The sequence below is a fragment of the Marivirga sp. genome (genome assembly GCF_051117495.1).
GTDB lineage: Bacteria > Bacteroidota > Bacteroidia > Cytophagales > Cyclobacteriaceae > Marivirga.
Genome location: NZ_JBNPEF010000015.1, coordinates 153,840 through 176,462, shown reverse-complemented (window position 1 = coordinate 176,462; position 22,623 = coordinate 153,840). Strand labels below are relative to the sequence as shown.

The window sequence follows — 22,623 nt, the reverse complement described above, 5'->3', positions numbered from 1 at the left end:
TTGTTTTCTTTGTTTCCTATTGTGGTTCATTTTCGCTTTTTTATTTCTTATTGCTACAATAAAAAGCCTTGAATTACTTAATTTTGCGAGCAAATATCATTATTGAATAAATTTTAATCACATATATGTCACTGGCAACAAAATACAATCCTTCGGATATTGAAGATAAATGGTACAAACATTGGATGGAACAGAAGTTCTTCGCTTCCAAGCCTGATCCAAAAAAAGAGCCTTATACCATCGTAATCCCGCCTCCCAATGTAACCGGAGTATTGCATATGGGGCATATGATGAACAATACCATACAGGACGTATTGATCCGTAGAGCCAGAATGCAAGGAAAAGAAGCTTGTTGGGTTCCGGGTATGGACCATGCTTCTATTGCTACGGAAGCCAAAGTGGTGAACATGCTAAAGGAAAAAGGCATTAATAAAAATGAAATCAGCCGTGGCGAATTCATGAAGCATGCCTGGGAATGGAAAGAGAAATACGGTGGTATCATCTTGCAGCAGTTGAAAAAACTAGGAGCTTCTTGCGATTGGGACAGAGAGCGCTTCACCATGGAAGAAGATATGTCTGCAGCTGTTATTGAGGTTTTTGTGGATTTATACAAAAAAGGCTATATCTACAGAGGAACCCGTATGGTAAACTGGGATCCTGAAGGAAAAACTGCCCTTGCTGATGATGAGGTTAATTTCAAGGAAGTTCAAGGTGAAATGTATCACATCAGATATCAAATTGAAGGAAGTGATGATCATTTAATAATTGCTACGACCAGACCAGAAACCATCATGGCAGATGCAGCCATCTGTATCAACCCAAATGATGAGCGTTTCCAACATTTGAAAGGCAAAAAAGCCATTATCCCTTTGATTGATAAAGCCATTCCGATTATTGAAGATGATTATGTGGATATGGAATTTGGAACGGGTTGCTTAAAAGTTACTCCTGCCCATGACATTAATGACCATGAAATTGGTTTGCGTCATAACCTGGAAGTAATTGATATCATTGATGATAATGGGAAACTGAATGAAAAAGCACAAATCTTAGTAGGCGAAGATCGATTTGTAGCCAGAAAGAAAATTGCCAAGCTTTTAAAGGAAAAAGACCAATTAGAAAAGGAAGAAGATTATACAAATAAGGTGGGGCATTCGGAAAGAACCAATGCAGTGATTGAGCCTAAGCTTTCTACACAGTGGTTTGTAAAGATGGAAGAATTAGTAAAACCAGCCTATGAGAATGTCATGAACGACAACATCAAGCTGATTCCACCTAAATTCAAGAATACTTATAAGCATTGGATGGAAAATGTGCGGGATTGGTGTATTTCCCGTCAGTTGTGGTGGGGACAAAGAATCCCGGCTTATTTTATGCCAAATGGAGATTTTGTAGTGGCTCAAAATGCTGAAGAGGCATTAAAATTAGCAAAAGAGAAAACCGGAAACCAAGATTTGAAAGCGGAGGATTTAAATCAGGATGAAGATGTTTTAGACACTTGGTTTAGCTCTTGGTTGTGGCCAATTTCTGTTTTTGATGGCTTTAAAGACCCAGATAATGAAGATTTTAATTACTACTACCCTACTAATGATTTGGTAACTGGGCCAGATATTTTATTCTTCTGGGTAGCTAGAATGATTATAGCTGGATATGAATTTAAAGGAGAGCTTCCATTTAAGAATGTATATTTGACCGGAATCGTTAGGGATGATAAAGGCAGAAAAATGTCCAAGCAATTAGGTAATTCTCCTGATGCTTTAGGATTAATTGATAAGCATGGTGCTGATGGTGTTCGTGTTGGTTTATTGCTTTCAGCTGCAGCAGGAAATGATTTATTATTCGAAGAGAAACTTTGTGAGCAAGGTTGGAATTTCGGTAATAAAATCTGGAATGCATACCGATTGGTAGAAGGATTGGAAGTGAAAGAAAAAGACACGCCTATTGAAGCTATGAAAGCCCGTGATTGGTTTGAAGCTCGTTTCCAAGATGCTTTGAGAGAAATCAATGACCATTTTAGCAAATTCAGGATTTCTGATGCTTTGATGACCACCTACAAATTGATATGGGATGATTTCTGTTCGTATTATTTGGAATTAGTTAAGCCTCCTTATGGTGAAGCCATAGATGAAGATACCTATGAGGCTACCATCACATTCTTTGAAGACATCTTAACTATTCTACATCCATTTATGCCATTTTTAACAGAAGAAATTTGGCATCAAATTACGGATAGGGATGACAAAGATTGTGTAATCGTAAATCATTGGCCAATAGAGAAAGATTATGATAAAGCCATTTTACATGATGCTAAAACTGCATTTGAATTGGTTTCTCAAATCAGAAATATTAGAGCCGCAAAAGGAATTTCTCCTAAAGAATCTCTAAAACTGCATGTGAAAACCAATAGCGAAATGATTTATCAGGAATATATTTCCGTGATAGATAAATTAGCTAATATAGACGAATTGGCATTTACCAATGATAAAATTGATCAGGCGGTTAGTTTTTTCATAGGTTCGGACGAATGTTTCATTCCAATGGAGGGTGCAATAGATGTTGAAAAAGAAAAAGAGGAAATACAAAAGGAGTTAGATTATACCAAAGGCTTTTTACAGAGCGTGAAAAAGAAATTGGAAAACGAACGATTTGTAAGCAATGCTCCAGATAAGGTTGTGGAGATGGAAAAGAAAAAGCAGGCAGATGCTGAAGCTAAGATTAAGACTTTGGAGGAAAGTTTGAAGAATTTGGGCTAATATTTGAAGGTATATGCTTCCGCTAGCCTCTGGCTAGTGGAAAATACTGTCGCCTCAGGCGGGTTTTAGCTATAAAATGTTCCTTTTGTTCCTAAAACAAGCTGTTGTATTCCGTGCCAGAGGCATCCAGTAATGATCACCAGCAAGATGCTGGAGATCCGATCTATAAGATGTTATTCTAACATTTAAACTTCTACTTGCGCAATGTCGTTAAGTCAATCTTTTTTATAAAATCCTATTTTTCTAATTTCATGGCATTAAATAAGCTCCTTATATTTTTCTCCTTTTAGTCCTGAAAGGACGTCATATCATAACACAGGGTGTAGCCCTGTGATAATACAAGCGAGCTCCAGAGCCCTGAAAGGGCGTAATATTTCGCCCTTTCAGGGCTCTTTTATCTTGCTTATTTTTAGGTAGGGCTTCACCCTACCTTATGATATTTCAGCCCTTCGGGCCTATAATAATTACAAAATGTAAGCCGTTAGATTGTTACATTTAACTGGAAAAGATGTTAAGCTTTCATAATTTTAATCCGTAATTTATCTTCTGCTTATTAAGGTATTATTTCTAAACTTAACGACATTGTCCGCTAGTGGAAATTACTATCACCTCTCTACGAATTTCAGATGTAACACTTATCACTTTAACAATCACTTTTTCTTCCTATCTTTGCCAAAATGAAAAGAATTTTCGGCATAGCGCTCATTAGTTTGTCAGTAAGTATTTTACTGTTGCATAGCTTTGTGCCTCATCATCACAGCACTGATGGGTTTAATCTAAAGGAAATTCTTCAAAAAGAGCCAGTTAAATCTCCCATAGATTTACTCAAAGTCGGTTTTCACCTTAATTTAGGAGCAAATCATCTTGAGAATTTTCAGAAAAGTAATTCTGTAATTACAGAGAAAAAAGCTGTAGCTAAAATACAAGTTAAAGCACAAGATTTAATCCCTAATAGTTTAAAACTTAATTTAGCTCTAATAACAGAAAATCAATTCCTTATTCCACCAAGAACCATTGGTGCAATTCAAATTCAATTCAATAATTCCTTTAGCTACAGAGGACCTCCCCTATTTGCTTAAGAAATCGATTAATCTATTTCAAAATCTTAAGTAAATAACATTTTCATGTTTCAAAAAATTATTTCTTTCTCCATAAAGAACAAGCTAATTGTGTTCTTTGGAGTAATCGCCTTAATTGGGGGCGGTATTTATTCAATGGGGCAGCTATCCATCAATGCTGTTCCTGACATTACCAATAATCAAGTACAGGTAGTGACGGTAAGTCCATCTTTATCCGCACAAGAAGTGGAGCAATTCATCACCTACCCCATCGAAATTTCCATGGCCAACATTCCCATGGTAGAAGAGATACGCTCGATTTCAAAATATGGGCTTTCGGTAGTGACTATTGTTTTTGAAGAAAGAGTTCCTGTTCTGGATACTCGGCAATATGTGCAAGAGCAAATCACTATTGTGAGTGATGAAATTCCATCCAAACTAGGAGCTCCAGAACTGATGCCGATCACCACGGGTTTAGGTGAAATTTATCAATACACTTTAGAGGTAGATGAAGAACACCAAGGAGAATATTCCGCCATGGAACTCCGAACTATTCAGGATTGGATAGTAAAAAGACAACTTTCAGGCATAAAAGGGATAGTAGAAGTGAGTTCCTTTGGTGGCTATCTAAAGCAATATGAGGTGGCTGTTAATCCAACACTAATGGCTCAACATAAAGTTAGTTTTCAGGATATTATTGAAGCCCTAAATGCCAATAATGAAAATTCTGGAGGTAGTTATATTGAAAAAAATCAGAATGCCTATTACCTAAGAACGGAAGGCATGATGATGAATTTAGATGACATCCGAAACACCTTATTAAAGCATGATGAAAAAGCTCCTGTTTTAATAAAGGATATTGGGACGGTACAATTTGGAAATGCCAAAAGGTTTGGTGCCATGACCAAAGACGGAAAAGGCGAAGCTGTTGGCGGTATCACCTTGATGCTAAAAGGAGCCAACTCATCAGAAACGCTGGAATTGGTCAACGAAAGAGTGGCAGAAGTTCAGAAATCATTGCCCGAAGGCGTAAAAATTAAGCCATATCTGGACAGATCTGATTTAGTTGGCAGAGCAATCAATACCGTAAAAACCAATTTATTGGAAGGCGGGGTAATTGTGATTCTGGTACTTATTCTCCTTTTAGGAAATTTCAGGGCAGGATTAATTGTCGCTTCCATTATTCCCCTTTCCTTGCTTTTTGCTTTCATCATGATGAATATTTTTGATGTTTCTGCTAACCTGATGTCACTTGGAGCAATAGATTTCGGAATAGTGGTAGATGGAGCGGTGATTATTGTAGAAAGCATTCTGCATATTCTATTCACGGTCCATATTGGCAAGCAATTGAGCCAATCGGAAATGGATGATATCGTAATCAATGCCTCTCAAAAAATCTACAAATCTGCTGCTTTTGGAGTCTTGATTATTTTGGTGGTATTTCTACCTATATTATCCCTTACAGGTATAGAAGGTAAAACTTTTAGACCTATGGCACAGACCGTTAGCTTTGCCATATTGGGCGCCATGATTCTTTCTATGACTTATGTGCCTATGATGACGGCTTTATTCTTAAAGAAAAACATTCAAAATAAAGTTACTTTTGCGGATAAGGTGATGAATAAATTGAAAACAGCTTATAAACCGGTTTTAAATTCTTCCCTACGGAATCCCAAGGTCACTATTTCTTTATCAGTAATTTTATTAGCTGCAGCACTATTTATCTTTAGTAGAATGGGATCTGAATTTATTCCACAGCTGGAAGAAGGAGATTTAGCCATGCAGATGACACTTCCTCCGGGTTCTTCATTGGAACAAAGTATAGCTACTAGCACCAAAGCTGAACGCATTTTACTAGATAATTTCCCGGAAGTAGAATCCGTGGTATCAAAAATTGGTACTGCTGAAGTACCGACAGATCCTATGTCGATTGAATTGGCAGATATCATGATCATTCTAAAACCAAAAGACGAATGGACAACTGCTGAAGATCGATTTGATTTAATTGAAAAAATGGAGGAGAAATTGGCAGTTATCCCAACGGCAATTTTTGAATTTACTCAACCGATTCAATTAAGATTTAACGAATTGATTACGGGAGCTAAATCCGATATAGCAGTTAAAATATATGGAGAAGACTTATCCAAGCTAGCAGACTATGGGAATCAGGCAGCAGAAATAATAAAAGAAGTACCTGGTGCCGCTGATGTGAAGGTAGAACAGACAGAAGGTTTAGCACAGTGGGTCATTAGCTATAATAGAAAAAAAGCAGCTCAGTATGGTGTTTCTATAGAAGAATTGAATAGCATAATTAGAGCAGCTTATGCTGGTGAAAATGCAGGCTTCATATTTGAGGGTGAGCGTAAATTTGAACTGGTGGTCAGATTAAAAGAATCCTTTAGAAATTCTATTGATTTGGATAAACTCACCATCAAAAGTCAAAGTGGTCAATTGATTCCTTTATCAGAAGTAGCCAAATGGGAATATCAAGAAGGTCCTTTGCAGATTTCGAGAGATGATACTCGCAGAAGAGTGGTGGTCGGAACCAATGTGAGAGACCGTGATATAGCGGGACTTGTGGCAGAAATTGAATCCAATCTGGATAGTCAATTGAAAATGGAGCCTGGCTATTCTATTAAGTACGGTGGGCAATTTGAAACATTAGAAAAAGCACGAAATAGACTCGCTATTGCAGTTCCTGTTGCCCTATTATTAATTTTCATCTTGCTCTATTTTGCTTTCGGAAAAGTGAAATATGCCTTATTGATCTATTCAGCTGTACCGCTTTCCGCAATAGGTGGAGTCTTAGCTTTATGGATCAGAGATATGCCATTTAGTATTTCTGCCGGAGTTGGCTTTATCGCTCTTTTTGGTGTGGCCGTATTGAATGGAATTGTACTTATCAGTCATTTAAATGATTTGAAAAATGAAAAAGACATGGATTTACTGCAACTTATAAAAACGGGAAGTACGGATAGATTAAGACCTGTTATCATGACTGCTTTAGTGGCTTCTTTAGGATTTCTACCAATGGCGCTATCCACTTCAAGTGGTGCTGAAGTACAGAAACCTTTAGCTTCCGTGGTGATTGGCGGTTTGATCACCGCTACTTTCTTGACCTTGGTGGTATTGCCTTCTCTATATTATCTCATGAATAAAAATAAGGGGAAATCATCCTCAAAACTGATTCCAATTGTATTGCTAATGCTTTTTAGCTTTTTAGGATTCAATCAAAATACAAATGCTCAAGAACAAAACAAAGAGCCTGATGCATTGAGTGTGATGATAGAAAATGCAATGGAGCAAAATCCTCAAATACAAAATGCTAAATTGAGAATAGAACAAGCTGAGAGTTTTAAAACACAAGCTTTTGAAATACCCTCAACTAATATCAATTATCAAAGGGGGCAGTTAGATGGACCTGAGATTGATTACAGCTGGAATGTGCAACAGTCCTTTGGAAATATCCCAGCAAATTTCAGGAGGCAAAAAATGGCAAATGTTCAGATTGAATTAGCTCAACAGGAATTTCATTTAGCCAAAAAAGAAATTTCAAGCGAGATTCGAAAAGCCTGGAATGAGTGGACTTTCAGTTTGAAGCAAGTTGATTTCTTAGAAGAACAAGCTAAACTCTTAAAGAAAAGCGTGGAGCAGGCTGAGGAAATGGTTGAAAAAGGCGAAAGTGGGAAATTAGAAACCTTAAGCTTATCCGGACAATTAATGAGCATTGAAAATGAATTAATCAAAAGCCGTAAAATGCTCAATGATAACATTCAAGCACTAAAGCAATTATGCTTTTGCGATCAATTGCCTGATTCGGCTACGGACTACAGTCGTTACGAATGGACTTCTTCATTAGATTCTTTGACTTTAGACCCTGCTTTTACGCAAAGAAACGAGCAACAGCTTTTAGCTGCAGAGACCAATATCAAAGTGGGTAAAGCTCAGTATTTTCCAAATGCTTATGTCGGCTATGTAAACCAAAGTTTGCAAAATGTAACAGGTTATCAGAGCGTACAAATAGGCATTAGCATTCCCATTGTTTACAATGGTGTAAAAGGGAAGATTGAGGAATTGAAAATCGAAAAGGACATTCAAGAATCCACTTTGGATTGGGAAAATAATGAAAGGAATCAAAGGCTGATAAGCGCTAAAAATGATTATGAAAATTATAATGCGCTCATTGATAAAAGCATTTCCATGATGGAGGAACTGGATGATTTAGAATCATCATCGGCTGAAGCACTCCAAATTGGAGAACTGAACTTTTATGAATTTGTGCAGAATTTAATAGCACTTTACAACATTCAAAAAACCAATTTAGAGCTCCAAAAAGAGATCGCCAATATTTCAATTGAACTACAATATTTAACAGAAAGAAAATGAAAATCATCAATATAATTATCCTAACATCCTTACTCGCTTTTATGGCATGTAGTGGAAAAGAAGAAACTATTGCTGAGGAACAGCAAAAGAATAAAAGTGAAATATCTTTATCGGAGGATCAGGTAAAGAACACCAATTTGAAAGTAGGGAAATTAGAAAAGGCACCCTTAGATAAAAAACTAACAACCATAGGAGAATTAGCTGTTGCTCCTAAAGATATAGCAGAACTGCATTTGGTTCATCATGCTTTTATAGAAGGAACTGAGATCTTGCCTGGTGAGAAAGTAAAAAAAGGACAGATTTTGGCTACTTTCTCCCACCCTGATATTCTGACTTTGCAAAGTAATTATCTCGCATCAGTCAATAACCTAAAGCGATTAGAAGCAGATTATAATAGGAAGAAAAGCCTAGTAGAGAATCAATCTATCTCCCTAAAAAGCTTTCAGGAAGCTGAAGCTAATTATTTTGAAGCTAAAGTGAATACAGATAGTAAAAAAAGCATGCTTCAAAAATTAGGGATAAATGCAGCAAGCTTGCAAAAAGGGAATTTACAGAATGTGTTAAGCCTAAGAGCACCTTTCAGCGGTGTAATCACAGAAGTGAATATCAGCAAAGGTATGCTGGTTGAACCCAGCAAAAGCCTTTTTGAATTGGTCAATTTGGATGAAATGCACTTAGAATTCAATGTTTTTCCAAAAGATGTAGATCAACTAAAAGAAGGACAAAGCGTAAGCTTTAAACTTCCTGAAGGAAAACAGTGGTATGAAAGCACACTTCATTTTATCAATAAAAAAGTGAGCGATAATAGTGTTTTGGCTCATGCGGATTTACCCAAAACTGTAAATCTTCCTTTAGGCGCACAATTGGAAGTTCAAGTGCATATAAAAACAGACAGCTTATTGCTGATGCCCAAAAAGGGAATCCTGAAGCAAGAAGATCAAATTTTTATTTTTGAGGAAATATCTAAAGGCAACTATCAAAAAATGGAAGTAAAAGCTTTAGATGAAAATGAGGATTTTATTGGGATTAATCCTGAAGATTTGGAGCAGAATAAAATGTTTGTGTTAGATGGTGCTTATTATTTGAATCAATAGAGATTTTAGTTTTTTTAAAAACAAGAGCTTTTTACCTTTGAAATCAAATGCTATGACAAAAGACAGCAAAGGTTTTGTTACTATTAGTTAACTATTAAATCTTTACCATTTCATAAAGTCAAACAAAAAAAGCACGACTCTCATCGTGCTTTTTTAATATAAAATTTATGGGAAAAATCCTTTACCCCATCTTTTCCTCACCGCCCATTAAATAGGCTTTGATAAAATCATTTAAATCACCATTCAACACATTTTGAACATCAGTTCTTTCTACTCCCGTTCTGGCATCTTTAATCAATTTATAAGGATGCAATACGTAATTTCGAATCTGAGAACCAAAATCAATCTTCTTTTTACCTGCTTCTACTTCGCTTCTTTCTGCGTTTTTCTTCTCTACTTCAATTTGGTATAGCTGGGATTTCAACATCTTCATGGCTTCTTCCCTATTACCTAATTGTGTTCTGTTGGCTTGACAAACCACCACTATTCCGGTTGGTTTGTGGGTCAATTGTACCTTGGTTTCTACCTTGTTTACATTCTGACCACCAGCACCACCTGAACGGGATGTATGCAACTCCACATCATTAGGATGAATATCAATTTCAATAGTATCATCCACTACTGGATATACATAAACGGAAGCAAAGGAAGTATGCCTTCGTCCGCCACTATCAAAAGGAGAAATTCTCACTAAACGATGAACCCCATTTTCTGATTTTAAGAATCCATAAGCTTGTGGACCATCAAATTCCAAAGTAACTGATTTCACCCCGGCTACATCACCTTCTTGGAAATCCACTTCTTTTACTTTATAGCCGTTAGACTCGCCCCACATAATATACATCCGCATGAGGATTCCTGCCCAATCGTTACTTTCCGTACCACCGGCACCAGGCGTGATCTGTAACATAGCGGAAAACTGATCTTCCTCTGAAGAAAGCATTTTCTTAAGCTCCAGCTCCTCCACTTTTTTCAAAGCTTTTCGATAAGCTTTTTGAACCTCTTCCTCTGTGGATTCTCCCATCTCCAAGAATTCATAGTAAGTTTCCACCTCACCAAATAACTCATTTAGCTCTTCAAAATGTTTAGTCCATTCTTTCAAACCTTGAATTACTTTCATGGTCTTTTCCGCTTCGTCTGAATTATTCCAGAAATCAGGCTGGGCCGAAACCAATTCCAGTTCTTTTATTTCTTCTACTTTTTTATCGTAGTCAAAGATACCCCCGAAGTGCTTCCACTCGGGCCTTTAAATCTTTTAAATCGTCACTAGTCATTAGGACTTTGTTTTATGTTGTTTATTAAAATAAATACTTAACAAATTAGGAAGCTTATTAATATAAGCTTCAATTCAATTCAAAGTTATATTCTTCATAGTTCTTTCTACCTTTCTTTTTGCTACTATATAACAAGACTAAAAACCAGCTAAAGCTGGAATTTAACCACAAAAGTATCAAAAGATAACAAAAGAACAGCCAAAGGCTGATTAGCCCTCGCTCACATCCTTTAACAAAGCAGAATTTTGTTATCTGCATTGAAGTTCAGTTCAATACACTGCTAGGACTTGAACAAAAAGAAACAAAAATTCAAGAAAGTTTAATGCTTCCACTCACATTGCCATCGCTGGCCCGCTAAACTTTCCTCCCGCTCTCTCTGAGCAAGTTTCAATTAATCATTCTACCGGTTTGCTACTAAAGAAAATTCCTCTATAATAATCTAAATCTACAAAGCCTCCTCCAGTAGATAGACCCCTAGATTGAAATCAATAAATTACATCACTATTTTCAACAGCCCTTACTCAATTAGTACAGTAAGGTGATAATGAATCAAATAAAAAAACAAATGTAATTCCGTGTGTCTTGCCCTTTTGGGGGAACAAAAAGGGTCATAAAAAAGCCGTACAATCGTTCATCGTACGGCAAAATCAATATTTAAAATCTATATCAAAGCTTATAAATCCACTCAAATTTATCTTCGGCTTCGCCTAATTTAATGGCATCCATTGCCTTCAATACCTTATTAGAAAATTCTCTTTCTTCGATAGCAGGTAATTTATAATCTACTCCGTCATATCCTATTAAAGCAATATGAGCAATAGTGGCTGCAGTTCCAGCACCAAATGCTTCTTTTAGAGTGCCATTTTTGGCTGCTTCTACTACTTCTTTCACACTGATTCTTCTTTCCTCCACTTTCATACCCCAATCTCTCGCTAAAGTCAAAACCGAATCTCTGGTTATTCCCCTTAAAATAGTAGAACTAGCTTCAGGCGTGATCAAGGTGTCATTGATCACAAACATAATGTTCATTGTACCTGATTCTTCTATGTAAGCATGCTCCACAGCATCCGTCCAAACCAATTGGTGATAGCCTTGTTTTTGTGCTAGTTTCGCAGGATATAAGGAACCTGCATAATTACCGGCCGCTTTGGCATAACCTGTTCCGCCTTTGGCAGCACGGGTGAATTCTGTTTCGATTTTCACCTTTACCGGCTCGCTGTAATAAGCCCCAACTGGACAAGTGATGATCATAAATCTATATTTTTCAGATGGCTTGATGCCGATATAATCATCCATAGCGAAAACAAAAGGCCGAATATAAAGTGCAGTATTTTCTTTATTAGGAATCCAGTCTTTATCTACATTCAGTAATTCGGTCATGGCCTGCATGAACAGTTCTTCCGGTACTTCTGGAATACACATTCTTTCGGCTGATTTATTCAATCTCTTGGCATTAGCTTCTGGTCTGAAAACTACGGACTCTCCAGTACTATTTTTATAAGCTTTTAAGCCTTCAAAAACAGATTGCCCATAGTGAATGACACTAGAAGCAGGTGCCAAAGAAAGGTTTTCATAAGGTACAATTCTCAAATCACTCCACTGACCATCCTCATAGTCTGCAATAAACATATGGTCAGAGTAAACTCTCCCGAAAGGAATATTATCAAAATCCACCTCATTTATGCGTGAATTCTGAACTTTCTTGATGGATATATCTAAGGTATCTAACATGATGGTCGCTTTAGTTTAAAATTGCACGAAAGTACAAAAAAAAGGGCTTATTTGCAATTACTTTTTTGGTACCCAAGGTACTTCATTGGCGTTCAATTCTTGGGTTAACTTGCGTGAAAGCATAAATAGATAGTCTGACAATCGATTTAAATAGGTGATTATCAAATCATTGACTTCCTCATGTTCTTTCAATGCCACCACTCCCCTTTCGGCACGCCTGCAGACGGTACGCGCTACATGCGTAAAAGAAACCAACTGATGACCGCCCGGCAAAATGAAATTTTTCATAGGCGGTAGGTTTTCATTCATTTCATCTATAGTCTGTTCCAATCTCTCCACATCTGATTCTGAAATATCCGGAATAGGAAATTTACTTTCTCCTGGCTCTTTGGCCAATTGTGAGCCGATGGTGAAAAGTCTGTCCTGAATTTCTATAAATAAAAGATTTCTGGATACATTTTCTTTATGGTCACGCAATACGCCCATCCAAGAATTCAACTCATCCACATTGCCATAAGTATCAATACGCAAATGTGCTTTGGAAACCCGCGAACCACCCAATAAAGAGGTTTTCCCTTTGTCTCCGCCTTTAGTATATATTTTCATTTTTTATAGTCGTTTGTAGTGATGCAAATATAGGGGAAATGGTGGGAAGAAGTTAGGGGATGTGGAGGAGAAGTTGGTTAAGAATTTAATTTTATCTTAAATTACATTACTAAATTTTAGTTTGTCAGAATTTTAATTAATTCTTTTGTTTAATGATATTTAAAGGAATTTTATAATGTTCAATCATAATTTTGCCTTAATTCTTCTCGTGCTTCTGAAGTTAAAATAATATCAATAAGATTGAGACTATTTGAATCATCAAATCCCATCTCTTTCCTGATTTCTTTCAAAAAATTATTACCATCGATTAACATTGTAAAATTTGAATTAGGCTGTGTGAGTTTATTGTCATAATCTATATATTTTTTGATTAATTTTTCACTTCCCCAATTCATAAGTCCTTTTTTAAATTGCATCATATCATTTATAGTTTTTGTTGACGCACCTTTTTTTCCTTTTTTTGCTTCTTTTAACATGTCAAAAAAAGAATTATAAAAATGTTCAAACACCTTTTGCTTCTCCTTTAAAACATGTAATTCGTATTCTCGCTGTTTCGCTTTTTTATTATTGATAGTTACTGTCAAAACAGAGGTGAAAGCAGCCATAATGACCGCCACAATTCCAAAAATTGATATCTGATTTTCTTCAATTTCTATAAACCAAATACCCCAAATAATTAACCCTATAAGAAAAATGAAAAGAATAACCATCCATAAGTACTGCAATAAATGTTTTTTCATGATTGTAATCTAAATTAAACCTAAAACTATTAAGAGTTAAGTTAAACCCTTGATAAAAACAAACTATTTTAAGAACAAAAGTGAATAATCAATTCTATCCGTACAAAGCATCTTTTTATATTGATATAGAAAAAATAAGTGCTCCTAAAATCTATTTTTGATTAATATATTTTGTCAATTCAATAATTCCATTTGAAGATGGACTATTTGATTTATCAGATATATAACCAGTTTGATTTTGTTCATAAATTGCTTTGGCGACTTCAATAATTAGTTGATGTCGTACTTGCCTGTCATCTGGATCGATTGATTTGATAAACAACTGATAACTTTCTAAAGCATTTTGCCTGTGTTTATTTATTGTAAATAAGTGTCTATTTACGCTATGTTGCTTAAACGAAAACCCAATCAGAAAAACACAAATTGAGATTACTAATATTCTTGAAACAATATTACTTATTAAGTATTGAACTTGTTGATATTCACCATTGACACCTTTTAATGTTATTATCTCAGTTGTGGGTAATTTTTCATTAGAAAGTAAATAGACTACGAATACCAATATAAAAACAGATATAATCCCAAAAAACAACCAAATTTGAGCTGCTCCTAACCGTATATATGGAAATTGATTTGAAATAGAAAAATTTGAATGTCGTGTTGATTGGTTTTCGAATATTTCAGCGTAGTCATTTGCTGTTTTTTCGCCAGCTTTATTTCTTAATAACTTAATAGTCTCATCAAAATCTAACTTACTTTTCTGTAAATCTTTCTTTATTTTAGCTACTTCTTGCCTTTCATTTTGAATTCCTTTCAAATTAAAATTCTTGGCAGTATTATATACATTAAGAAAGTTATTGTTACTAGTTCCGGATAAAGCCTGACTGTAGTATTGATTTATATTTTGAATTATTTTAGCTCTTTGACCAAAATTATTCCTGCCGTCACTATCTAAATCATATTTACCTATTTGATTGGAAAAACTTATGAAAGTACTAATGAATCCATCGATTTGCTTATCTATTTGATCTGGCAATTGAACTGATTGTGATATTTCTACCATCTCATCAATCATAGATTTTAATTCTGAAAGAGTACTAATTACTTCATCAAAGCCTTTTGTACCAAGTTCATCCCTCCTCGCCAATGATTGAACTTCAATTTCATTATACTCTTTAAGTTTTTCATTATCAAGACTCATAATTTCATGGTAATAGTTATTTATTAAAAACAGAAATTAGAAGTTCTAATTTCAATTAATATTATGCCAGTCAAAATTAAACTAATAATAATCCCTCAAACACGCCTCAAAACAAAAAACCGACAATAAGAGGGTTTGCAGGTTTTGATTTTATATCTGAACTGCTAATATAGGTGAAATATTAAGTTTTTCAGCATGGGAATGATATTATTCATCGAAAAATTTGGTTAAATCTTATTGATATGCTAGCCAAAGTCCAAGCGGAAGCTTGAACTAGTGGTTTATATTTTAAAAGCCTGAGAAAACAATCAAAAAAAACGCTTTAAAACAAAAACTCATTCATCTCTGACGTATTCAAAACGAACATGAGTAAAATACTTTCCTTTATACTTATATCCCGTATTATAAATTAAATTCATAGTATTTTGACCTGAGAAGTAAATTGAATCAGTACTTCCACTTTTATCAGAGTTCAAAACTTGATGGCTAATTTGATAGGTTCCATTATCTAATTTTTCCCAATTCCCCACTACCTCCAAATCATCATTTTTAGCTGTTCCAAGCGAACAATTATGTTTAAATTCTACAGTTCTGTCAGGATTGACTATTGCTATGGGGTCAAGTTCACATTTGTAGCGCCAAACATTTTCAGTTCCATTATCAAATACTTCGACATATTTTATTTTCACCCAATCCCCAACTATCATCTCTTCTGAAGCAATATCATTATAAGTACATGATAAGCTCATGAGGCCAATAATTAAATAAAGAAAATTGTTAATTCCTTTCATTTAAAAAGCTTAAACTAATTGACATTTATAAACTTCTAATATAAGTAAAATATTGAAGGTTTAATATTATGATTCTGAGTATTCATCAAAAGGTTTTTATCCAAAAAGTGAAAATGAGTGTTTTTGGTTAAATCAAAAGTACAAGAGGATACTAGAACTAGATACCCCAACTTTAATTACCACATTATTCACCTTATTTCTATTTATTTCTATCTCCGGACCTCCTGTCTGACCTAATCACATCAACACCAATTCATTTACGAACCTTAACCGCCAACAATGGAAAAAAGAAAAACACACCTACCATTGAAAAAATCAAGCCACCTATGGTACCAACAGCCAAAGAGAACCAAAAGACTTCATTCTGTCCGCTCATGACAAATGGAATTAAACCAAAGCAGGTGGAGAATATAGTCAATAATATAGGCGCGGCCTTAGTACTAACTGATTTCAAAAACCCTCTGCTACTTTGAATCTTTCTGTTTTTGAAATCATAGAGAATATAAATTCCAGCATTTACAGTCAAGCCCCCTAACATCACAAATGCGGCATAACCACCTTGATCAAAATAAAACTCAAACCAGCCGAAAGTGAGGAACAAGCCAATAAAAGAAAGCGGGAACAATAGTAATATATAAAATGGCAGTTTAAAGCTTTCAAATAAAATACTGCAAATAAAGAAAATGGCCACGATCAGTAAAAGCAAAAGTGAATATTGTTTTTTCGCATCTGCCGAACCCCAACTGAAGGATTGCTTTTCAGCTGAATAACCCAATGGTTTGATTTGGTCATAGGTAGCCAAAACTTCCTCCAAATATTTACTTCCAAAACGGGAAGAACCGTAATATTCGAAGCTCAAAATTCTGATATAGCTTCTGTTTTCTTTATAAATCGCATTAACTGTGCTTTCCAATTGCAATTTACTTAGATTTCCAGTAGGAATTCTTTTTCCTGCATAATCCAAGCTATATTGCTCCAAGGCAAACTTATTGAAATTATCAGCTGTAGCCGATGCCAACACTACCGGAAATTGCTCTCCACCGATGGGTAAATAAGCAGTAGCTCCATTAGCCGGGGCATGCATACGGATCGCATTGGTGAAATCCGAGAGACTGATATTATGAAAAGCCAACTCTTTCAAATCCGGTCGAATGATGTATTCCTTACTTTTCTGATCACGCCAGCTCATCCTTTCATTGGTATTTACTTCTTGAATTCGAGAATGTTCCAACAGCATATCAGCCAATTTATCGGCCTGATTTTCCAGTTCAAAATAATTATAGCCTTTCAAAGCCACCCGAAAAGACGGGATTCTATCACCCGAACCCGTAGAAAAGCCCTGCCCTACTCCATAAACGCTCCAATTGACTCCACTCCAATTTGTACTTCTAGAAGAAAGACGTGCCTTGAGCTGATAAGGAAATGCCGATTTTTCATATTCTTCTTTGAAAATGATTTCGATACTCCCGTACTGGCCTGAATAAATTTGGGTTGTAAAAATATCGATTCCTTCTTGCTGAAGCAGGAAATCCTCAAAATCCTTCATAATGGTATTCATCTGCTCCAACGTATTGCCATAAGGCAATCTTCCAGTGATATAAAGTCTTGTTTTTTCATTCTGCCTATAACTGGACCGCTCATAAACATTGCGCACAAAAAGTCGTAAACTTCCGCCAAGCCACTTATCGGAAATAGGTCTGATATCATCCTGATAAATATCAGAACCGATGACTTTATTGTACCATTCATGATCTTCCCATTTGGCAGGCAGCATGAAAATAGGCAATCCAAATCCCAACAATAGCAAGACAAAGAAAGCTTTGCGGTATTTTACCGACCAATGAATGGCATTGTAATATCGGTTAAACCAGCGCACTTTTCTGCGCAACTGCTTCATGGAATTGCCTTTTCTCTTCTGATTTTGAGCGGTAAATAGCAACGTATAAAGTGAAGGCGTAAAAAATAAAGCCACTAACAATGATACGCCCAATAACAAAGCCACTACTTTGGAGAAATCCACCAAATTCATTTTTTGTTCTTCAGGCAAAAGGAAAACCAATAATAAAGCAGCAATGGTGGTTAAAGATGCGGCCAAAAGTGCCAAGAACAGATGTCTGTTTTTATATTTATGAATATGGTCGATCATTACAATGGCATTATCGACTATTAAGCCAAAGGAGATGGTCAAACCTGCAAGCGAATACAGATGGATTTCGATATCCAATGCCCAAACCCCTATGATGGCAAGGGAAACATTCACTAAAATACCAGCAAAAAGCACCAATAAATAGCGCCAATTGCGGTTGATCAGAAAGATGAAAAGTATTAGAATACTGATGGAAAGAATAGAGCGTTCATAAAGTTTATCAAGCTCTTTTTCCAAATATTCGGTATCGTCATAAACCAAACGGAGCGCCACGCCTTCCGCCAAATTATCTTCAATTTGATTTAATCTGGACTTAACTTCTCTTGCCAAATTAATTCGGTTTACGCCCTTTCGAGCCTCCACCACCAAAGTCACAAAGTTTTCACCATTAATTCTGTAGTAATTATTGGGCTCTTGCTCCTCCAAATTAATATCCGCTAAATCCTTTAGCTTATAGCTATTGCCTGATTCGGTTTGTGTGATTTTCAATTCGCCAATTTGCTGAATATCATCAAACCTTTGATCTAGCACTAAAACATATTTTTCATTGCCCGCACTTTGTGCCAAACCGGGATATCGCAACTGACCACTTTGTTGTAAAGCCGTTCTTAAATCGCTGGAATTTAATCCGTAGGCTTCCAGTTTATCAGGATGAAAATTGATACTGATTTGAAGATTATTAGCTCCATAAACAGGCAAAGCTTCTATTCCCGCAATATTTTGCAAAGGTTTTACAATAGACTCTTGGGTAATTTCCTTTATTCTGTAAGAAGCAAAAGGTCCGCGGACCGTATATCTCAGAATGATTTTGTTTTCCGTCTCCTCATCTCCCCCACTGCTTTGCAGAATGGGATAGCTCACTTTTTCATCCAATTGCGGATAGACTTGTCGGATGAGCGTGGCTACTTCAAAGCCTTTATAGGCTAAATCTGCATTTTTAGAAAAGCGTAAGGTGATATTTCCACTTCCATAGCGGGACTGGGAATTAAGCTCATCTAAATCCCGAAGTTGGGATAAAATATTTTCCAATGGAGCGGTGGCCAGTTTCTCAACCTGCGTAGGATCTGCATTACGCACACTAAATTGCAGACTGATCTCAGGCGTCTGATAAGTAGGGTTCAGGTTGACCGACAGTTTGGGAATAAGCGCCAATCCCATTAAACTGACGACTAAAAAAGCAATAATAATTCGAAATGGGGTCATGTGGTAAAGATAGGAATTATTGGGGGATTGGAAAGAGGAAAACTAGGGTTCTAGGTAAATTAAAGAACACAGTATTCTAAAGTAAGTCATTAAGATGATTTCTGATATAGATTTTTCTATACTCGGTGGAATTTAAAAAGATGAGCAAGCTGTTTTTTTGCTCATCTTTTTTTTCTTCTAAACTGGTCATAGATTATAAAAAAACAATCGCGTGCTGAATTTCCATTAAAGAAGACTCCTTTTATAAACTATCTTTTCTATCGTATCATTTTCATCAATAAACAAATCCATATATCTATACCCCCCAAATTTCTGATTAGGAGTTAATCCTTATCCATTTTTAAAGCTACTTAATAAGGATTGTGAAGTTCTTTGCATATTTTGAGAAATATTTTTCTCACCTATAAATATCCTTTCATCATTTATTCTTATGCCACTTCGCTTTCCGAAAAATAAAATTTCTGAAAGTTCAAAATCACCATTTAAATTAATATAAGTAAATTTCATATTGGGAAAAGTAAAAACGCATACCTCATCTACAGGAGATTTCTCACATTTTTTCTCTATCAAGTCTCCAATCTTTAATACATCTGAGAAATCTTCCACTTGGTAATATAAAATACTGATTGGAACATCATCACTAAGAACAACATTAGCTAATTGCTCACCATTGTACACCATTGATTTATTCGATTGACCAAACGATATAATGGAATGAATAACGCCAGTGATAAACAAAATCAAAATTTTACTTGTAAGAATGGTCATAAATACAAAGGTCTTATTTCTCAGAAAAGGGTAAGTCCATTTTTTTTGAATTTACTCATTAAGACCGATGAACACAACAGTATCGTTTTCAATATAAAAATCAATGCCAGATGCAGCTGCAAAGCCTGGCCTATAAAAATATATGGTATCTGAAATTTCAGAATTCAAATTTGTTAAAATTTTATTAGGTCTTCCCATTATTGATATTAGTTCATTTTTTGAAAATCCAATTTCAATTTTCTTAGCGTTTCTTTCATTCTCTCTTCCTTCAATAGCTAGTGGACTTAATGATACCTTCCATAAAATAACGGTCACACTCAACAAGGCTAAAACAAAGAGAATGACTAGAAGAGATTTTTTTGAAAAATTCATTTATTTACACTTATTGGGACTAGAAACTTCATTTCTTTTTGCTGGATCATTAAGGAAAGTAACAAGGAAATCAACTATATTATCAGAGCTATGATCTATAGCATCTCCATAAATTTCATAGAATTTGTAACCTAGCTCATTAGAATAATAATCTTGATCATCAAAACCACTTTCATTGTTGGAAAGATATTGAACAAATTCAACACTTTCACCTACAGCCCTTCCATATTTTCCAATTATTAGTAAATGCCTCATATCAATTATAAGCTTAGAATTAAGTGGATCTTCAATATACCTAAAATCCGCTAAAGGGCCTGCAGGTTGAGATCCTAATCCAGTGATGCTCAAATCTCCTTTTTCATAAATTATATCTTCTCTACACCAACCCTTATATTTATCATAAAAATCCCACATGCTTTTTGTAAGGTACCCATGTGTATTTTGCAACTTATCACAGTCCATCTCTTTCAAGAATTCTTTAATCAATTGGTCAATGTAATTATCCCAATCCAAAATACATCCAGTGGCCCCACTAATGTAACCTTCTCCACAATCTCTAACACATTCACCAGATGAATTTCTAACAAATCCAATATGACAAGGCACATCATTCATACTATCCTCATCTCCAGAAATTGGTACTGATCCTGATGAGTTCCCACCACCACCGGAACCACTTCCAGGATCTGGGTTATTTGCGTCAGGTGAGCCATTGTAAGGGTCTCCTGAATCAGAGCCTCCTGAAGAACTGCCCCCACCCGAACTACAACTCTCTAAATCTAACCAAATATACCAATTAGGTGATTCCTCAGCTGAGGAAATAAAAAAATTACAGTCTTGAGTTAATTTTCTTGATGATTTTCCTGAAGGTGAGTTACTAAATATTGTTTCTTTTCCGCTAAATAAATCAGTAACAATCAAATTCCCTTCAATCGTAGTAAAATCCGTATCCTTCCCCTCATAGTGTTCATCGTACCAAACCTGTTTAGGTTGTAAGCTGTAAATAGCAGCTTTAACTAGTCTTTCATCTTCCAATTCCAAAATAAGGTTTTCTGATGCACCAACTATTTTAGTCTGGATTGGAATAGAATAAGTAGTCATTTCACCGGTTTTTAATACATAAATTGAATCCTCTCTAAACTTTATTTTATTGAGCCTTTGATTTGAATTACTATATACATTTTCTTCCATTAAATCTATAACTGTAGGATCAGAATTAGCGATTTTATATTTTTCAATTTCAGGCTCTACTTCTATGGGATCCAAAGTGTGGCAGCCAGAAATAAGTAATAATAAGATACCCGTAAATAAAAACCTTCTAGGCATTAATTCTACGATTTCAGTTGAAGTATTAGCAAGCTTTAATCGATTCTTATGAGAATAAAGTACATAAAGTGCTTTAAATAGTTTTAGCATAATTTTAAAATTAGGTTATAGTTTATATTAAATTATTATATCAACCAGCTTTGACTAAATCATGAAAACAAACCTTCCTTGAACTACCAAAGGCCTAATCAGGTGAGTACAAGTCAAATTTCTTCACTCTGTATGGTTTCCTCAAAACAGCTTGTGCTAGCGGGGGCTGTCTCGAATCAGTAACTACATTTTATAGTTTTACTGAGTTGATATTACAAGTGTAAACAGAAAAAGAAAAAAAAAACCAAACTTATTACATTAATTTTTTTTGGTAAAACTATTAATTTATTAGAATTATTAAATAATTCTTTAAATATTACTAATATAGTTTTAAATTAAAAAAGTACTTTAGATTTACTATTAGCCTCTTTCAGACAAAGACAAACTGCTAAAAGGCAGGTACTATTTAAAATGGCACAGAATAATACTGAATTTTATTACTCATATTTGAACCTATTCTTACATCATTTCTATGAATGGAATTACCCTATGAAAGGTAAAGTACAGGTTGGTCAATAGTTCGAGAATTTATGCTAATTAAATTAGCTCTAAAAATTAAAGGGATTATTTCAAAAAATAGGATACAGCATTTCATAGCCAATCAGAAAAACGAAAAAGTCGAACATAAGGACGAGTGTACTAACCGCTATAATCAGAATATTTAGTTTCCCTATACGGGGTATAATTTTACAGAACAATAACCCAATCGTAATCAAATCTAATAAGACAACTAGAACAGTATAAAAAACATTTAAGTTTTTTGTTTCATCACAGCTAATTAAAAAGACACTAAGGAAAGATGTCGCCAAATAAATATTAATAATTACAAAAAAGAAATTTTGCCAAAAACTTGGAAGGCGGATACCCCATAAACTTATACAAATGGCCAAAAAAATTGACACCAGTGACGGAGAAATATAAAACAAAAACTCCAGAGGCGTCCCCAGAGCTTTTGAATTATACAGAGTGAAATCAAAAGTAGCAATATGCAAAACTTCACCTAAAATAATCAAAATGACAATCTGAATTGAAATATTTACTGCTTTCATTTTAATAAATTATGATAGGTTCACCGGCTAAATAT

Annotated in this window: 15 protein-coding genes; 4 read left to right on the top strand and 11 right to left on the bottom strand. The window is 35.1% G+C overall.

The window, feature by feature from the left end; translation table 11 throughout:
* Positions 1-125 precede the first annotated feature (125 nt).
* The 4 genes from ACFE0M_RS09170 (at position 126) to ACFE0M_RS09155 (ending at position 9,291) form a co-directional block, all read left to right on the top strand.
* Positions 126-2,753, top strand: coding sequence for a valine--tRNA ligase (locus ACFE0M_RS09170; protein ID WP_434545456.1), 2,628 nt, complete (start codon positions 126-128; stop codon positions 2,751-2,753).
* 677 nt (positions 2,754-3,430) lie between these two features.
* Positions 3,431-3,832: a hypothetical protein gene (locus ACFE0M_RS09165; protein WP_434545455.1), complete on the top strand. Its 402-nt coding sequence runs from the start codon at positions 3,431-3,433 to the stop codon at positions 3,830-3,832.
* Between the two features lie 45 nt (positions 3,833-3,877).
* Positions 3,878-8,197: a CusA/CzcA family heavy metal efflux RND transporter gene (locus ACFE0M_RS09160; RefSeq protein WP_434545454.1), complete on the top strand. Its 4,320-nt coding sequence runs from the start codon at positions 3,878-3,880 to the stop codon at positions 8,195-8,197.
* Positions 8,194-9,291 carry an efflux RND transporter periplasmic adaptor subunit gene (locus ACFE0M_RS09155; RefSeq protein ID WP_434545453.1) on the top strand — a complete coding sequence of 366 codons (1,098 nt, stop codon included), beginning with the start codon at positions 8,194-8,196 and terminating at the stop codon, positions 9,289-9,291. Before ACFE0M_RS09160 ends, ACFE0M_RS09155 begins: the two co-directional genes overlap by 4 nt.
* A 181-nt stretch (positions 9,292-9,472) precedes the next feature.
* On the opposite strand, the gene prfB is transcribed toward ACFE0M_RS09155, so the two are convergent.
* The 11 genes from prfB to ACFE0M_RS09100 form a co-directional block, all read right to left on the bottom strand.
* Positions 9,473-10,565 (bottom strand): peptide chain release factor 2 gene (gene prfB / locus ACFE0M_RS09150; RefSeq protein WP_434545452.1). Its coding sequence is split into 2 segments (ribosomal slippage): positions 9,473-10,504 and positions 10,506-10,565, totalling 1,092 coding nucleotides; the frame shifts between segments, so codons are not numbered across the junction.
* Between the two features lie 666 nt (positions 10,566-11,231).
* Positions 11,232-12,296: a branched-chain amino acid aminotransferase gene (locus ACFE0M_RS09145; protein WP_434545451.1), complete on the bottom strand. Its 1,065-nt coding sequence runs from the start codon at positions 12,294-12,296 to the stop codon at positions 11,232-11,234.
* Positions 12,297-12,353: 57 nt separating this feature from the next.
* A complete protein-coding gene (locus ACFE0M_RS09140) occupies positions 12,354-12,902 on the bottom strand; it encodes a cob(I)yrinic acid a,c-diamide adenosyltransferase (protein WP_434545450.1) in 549 nt (182 codons plus the stop codon).
* Positions 12,903-13,081: 179 nt separating this feature from the next.
* Positions 13,082-13,642, bottom strand: a complete 561-nt coding sequence (locus tag ACFE0M_RS09135) for a hypothetical protein (RefSeq protein WP_434545449.1) — start codon at positions 13,640-13,642, stop codon at positions 13,082-13,084.
* Positions 13,643-13,793: 151 nt separating this feature from the next.
* Positions 13,794-14,843 carry a hypothetical protein gene (locus ACFE0M_RS09130; RefSeq protein WP_434545448.1) on the bottom strand — a complete coding sequence of 350 codons (1,050 nt, stop codon included), beginning with the start codon at positions 14,841-14,843 and terminating at the stop codon, positions 13,794-13,796.
* A 335-nt stretch (positions 14,844-15,178) separates the two neighbouring features.
* Complete coding sequence (locus tag ACFE0M_RS09125; RefSeq protein ID WP_434545447.1) at positions 15,179-15,592, bottom strand: hypothetical protein; 414 nt, start codon at positions 15,590-15,592, stop codon at positions 15,179-15,181.
* A 295-nt stretch (positions 15,593-15,887) separates the two neighbouring features.
* Positions 15,888-18,983: an efflux RND transporter permease subunit gene (locus ACFE0M_RS09120; RefSeq protein WP_434545446.1), complete on the bottom strand. Its 3,096-nt coding sequence runs from the start codon at positions 18,981-18,983 to the stop codon at positions 15,888-15,890.
* A gap of 330 nt (positions 18,984-19,313) precedes the next feature.
* Positions 19,314-19,751, bottom strand: a complete 438-nt coding sequence (locus ACFE0M_RS09115; RefSeq protein ID WP_434545445.1) for a hypothetical protein — start codon at positions 19,749-19,751, stop codon at positions 19,314-19,316.
* A gap of 51 nt (positions 19,752-19,802) precedes the next feature.
* Positions 19,803-20,123 (bottom strand): hypothetical protein, encoded by a 321-nt coding sequence (locus ACFE0M_RS09110; protein ID WP_434545444.1) that lies wholly within the window; start codon positions 20,121-20,123, stop codon positions 19,803-19,805.
* Entirely contained in the window at positions 20,124-21,539 is a 1,416-nt protein-coding gene (locus ACFE0M_RS09105; RefSeq protein WP_434545443.1) for a hypothetical protein, read from the bottom strand.
* A 569-nt stretch (positions 21,540-22,108) separates the two neighbouring features.
* The gene (locus tag ACFE0M_RS09100) at positions 22,109-22,588 is read right to left on the bottom strand and encodes a hypothetical protein (protein ID WP_434545442.1); all 480 of its coding nucleotides are present in this window, start codon (positions 22,586-22,588) and stop codon (positions 22,109-22,111) included.
* Between the last annotated feature and the right edge of the window lie 35 nt (positions 22,589-22,623).

Coding starts and splice junctions, on each gene's coding strand:
- ACFE0M_RS09170 (WP_434545456.1), top strand. CDS start 126: ATGTCACTGGCAACAAAATACAATCCTTCGGATATTGAAGATAAATGG.
- ACFE0M_RS09165 (WP_434545455.1), top strand. CDS start 3,431: ATGAAAAGAATTTTCGGCATAGCGCTCATTAGTTTGTCAGTAAGTATT.
- ACFE0M_RS09160 (WP_434545454.1), top strand. CDS start 3,878: ATGTTTCAAAAAATTATTTCTTTCTCCATAAAGAACAAGCTAATTGTG.
- ACFE0M_RS09155 (WP_434545453.1), top strand. CDS start 8,194: ATGAAAATCATCAATATAATTATCCTAACATCCTTACTCGCTTTTATG.
- ACFE0M_RS09145 (WP_434545451.1), bottom strand. CDS start 12,296: ATGTTAGATACCTTAGATATATCCATCAAGAAAGTTCAGAATTCACGC.
- ACFE0M_RS09140 (WP_434545450.1), bottom strand. CDS start 12,902: ATGAAAATATATACTAAAGGCGGAGACAAAGGGAAAACCTCTTTATTG.
- ACFE0M_RS09135 (WP_434545449.1), bottom strand. CDS start 13,642: ATGAAAAAACATTTATTGCAGTACTTATGGATGGTTATTCTTTTCATT.
- ACFE0M_RS09130 (WP_434545448.1), bottom strand. CDS start 14,843: ATGAGTCTTGATAATGAAAAACTTAAAGAGTATAATGAAATTGAAGTT.
- ACFE0M_RS09125 (WP_434545447.1), bottom strand. CDS start 15,592: ATGAGCTTATCATGTACTTATAATGATATTGCTTCAGAAGAGATGATA.
- ACFE0M_RS09120 (WP_434545446.1), bottom strand. CDS start 18,983: ATGACCCCATTTCGAATTATTATTGCTTTTTTAGTCGTCAGTTTAATG.
- ACFE0M_RS09115 (WP_434545445.1), bottom strand. CDS start 19,751: ATGACCATTCTTACAAGTAAAATTTTGATTTTGTTTATCACTGGCGTT.
- ACFE0M_RS09110 (WP_434545444.1), bottom strand. CDS start 20,123: ATGAATTTTTCAAAAAAATCTCTTCTAGTCATTCTCTTTGTTTTAGCC.
- ACFE0M_RS09105 (WP_434545443.1), bottom strand. CDS start 21,539: ATGCTAAAACTATTTAAAGCACTTTATGTACTTTATTCTCATAAGAAT.
- ACFE0M_RS09100 (WP_434545442.1), bottom strand. CDS start 22,588: ATGAAAGCAGTAAATATTTCAATTCAGATTGTCATTTTGATTATTTTA.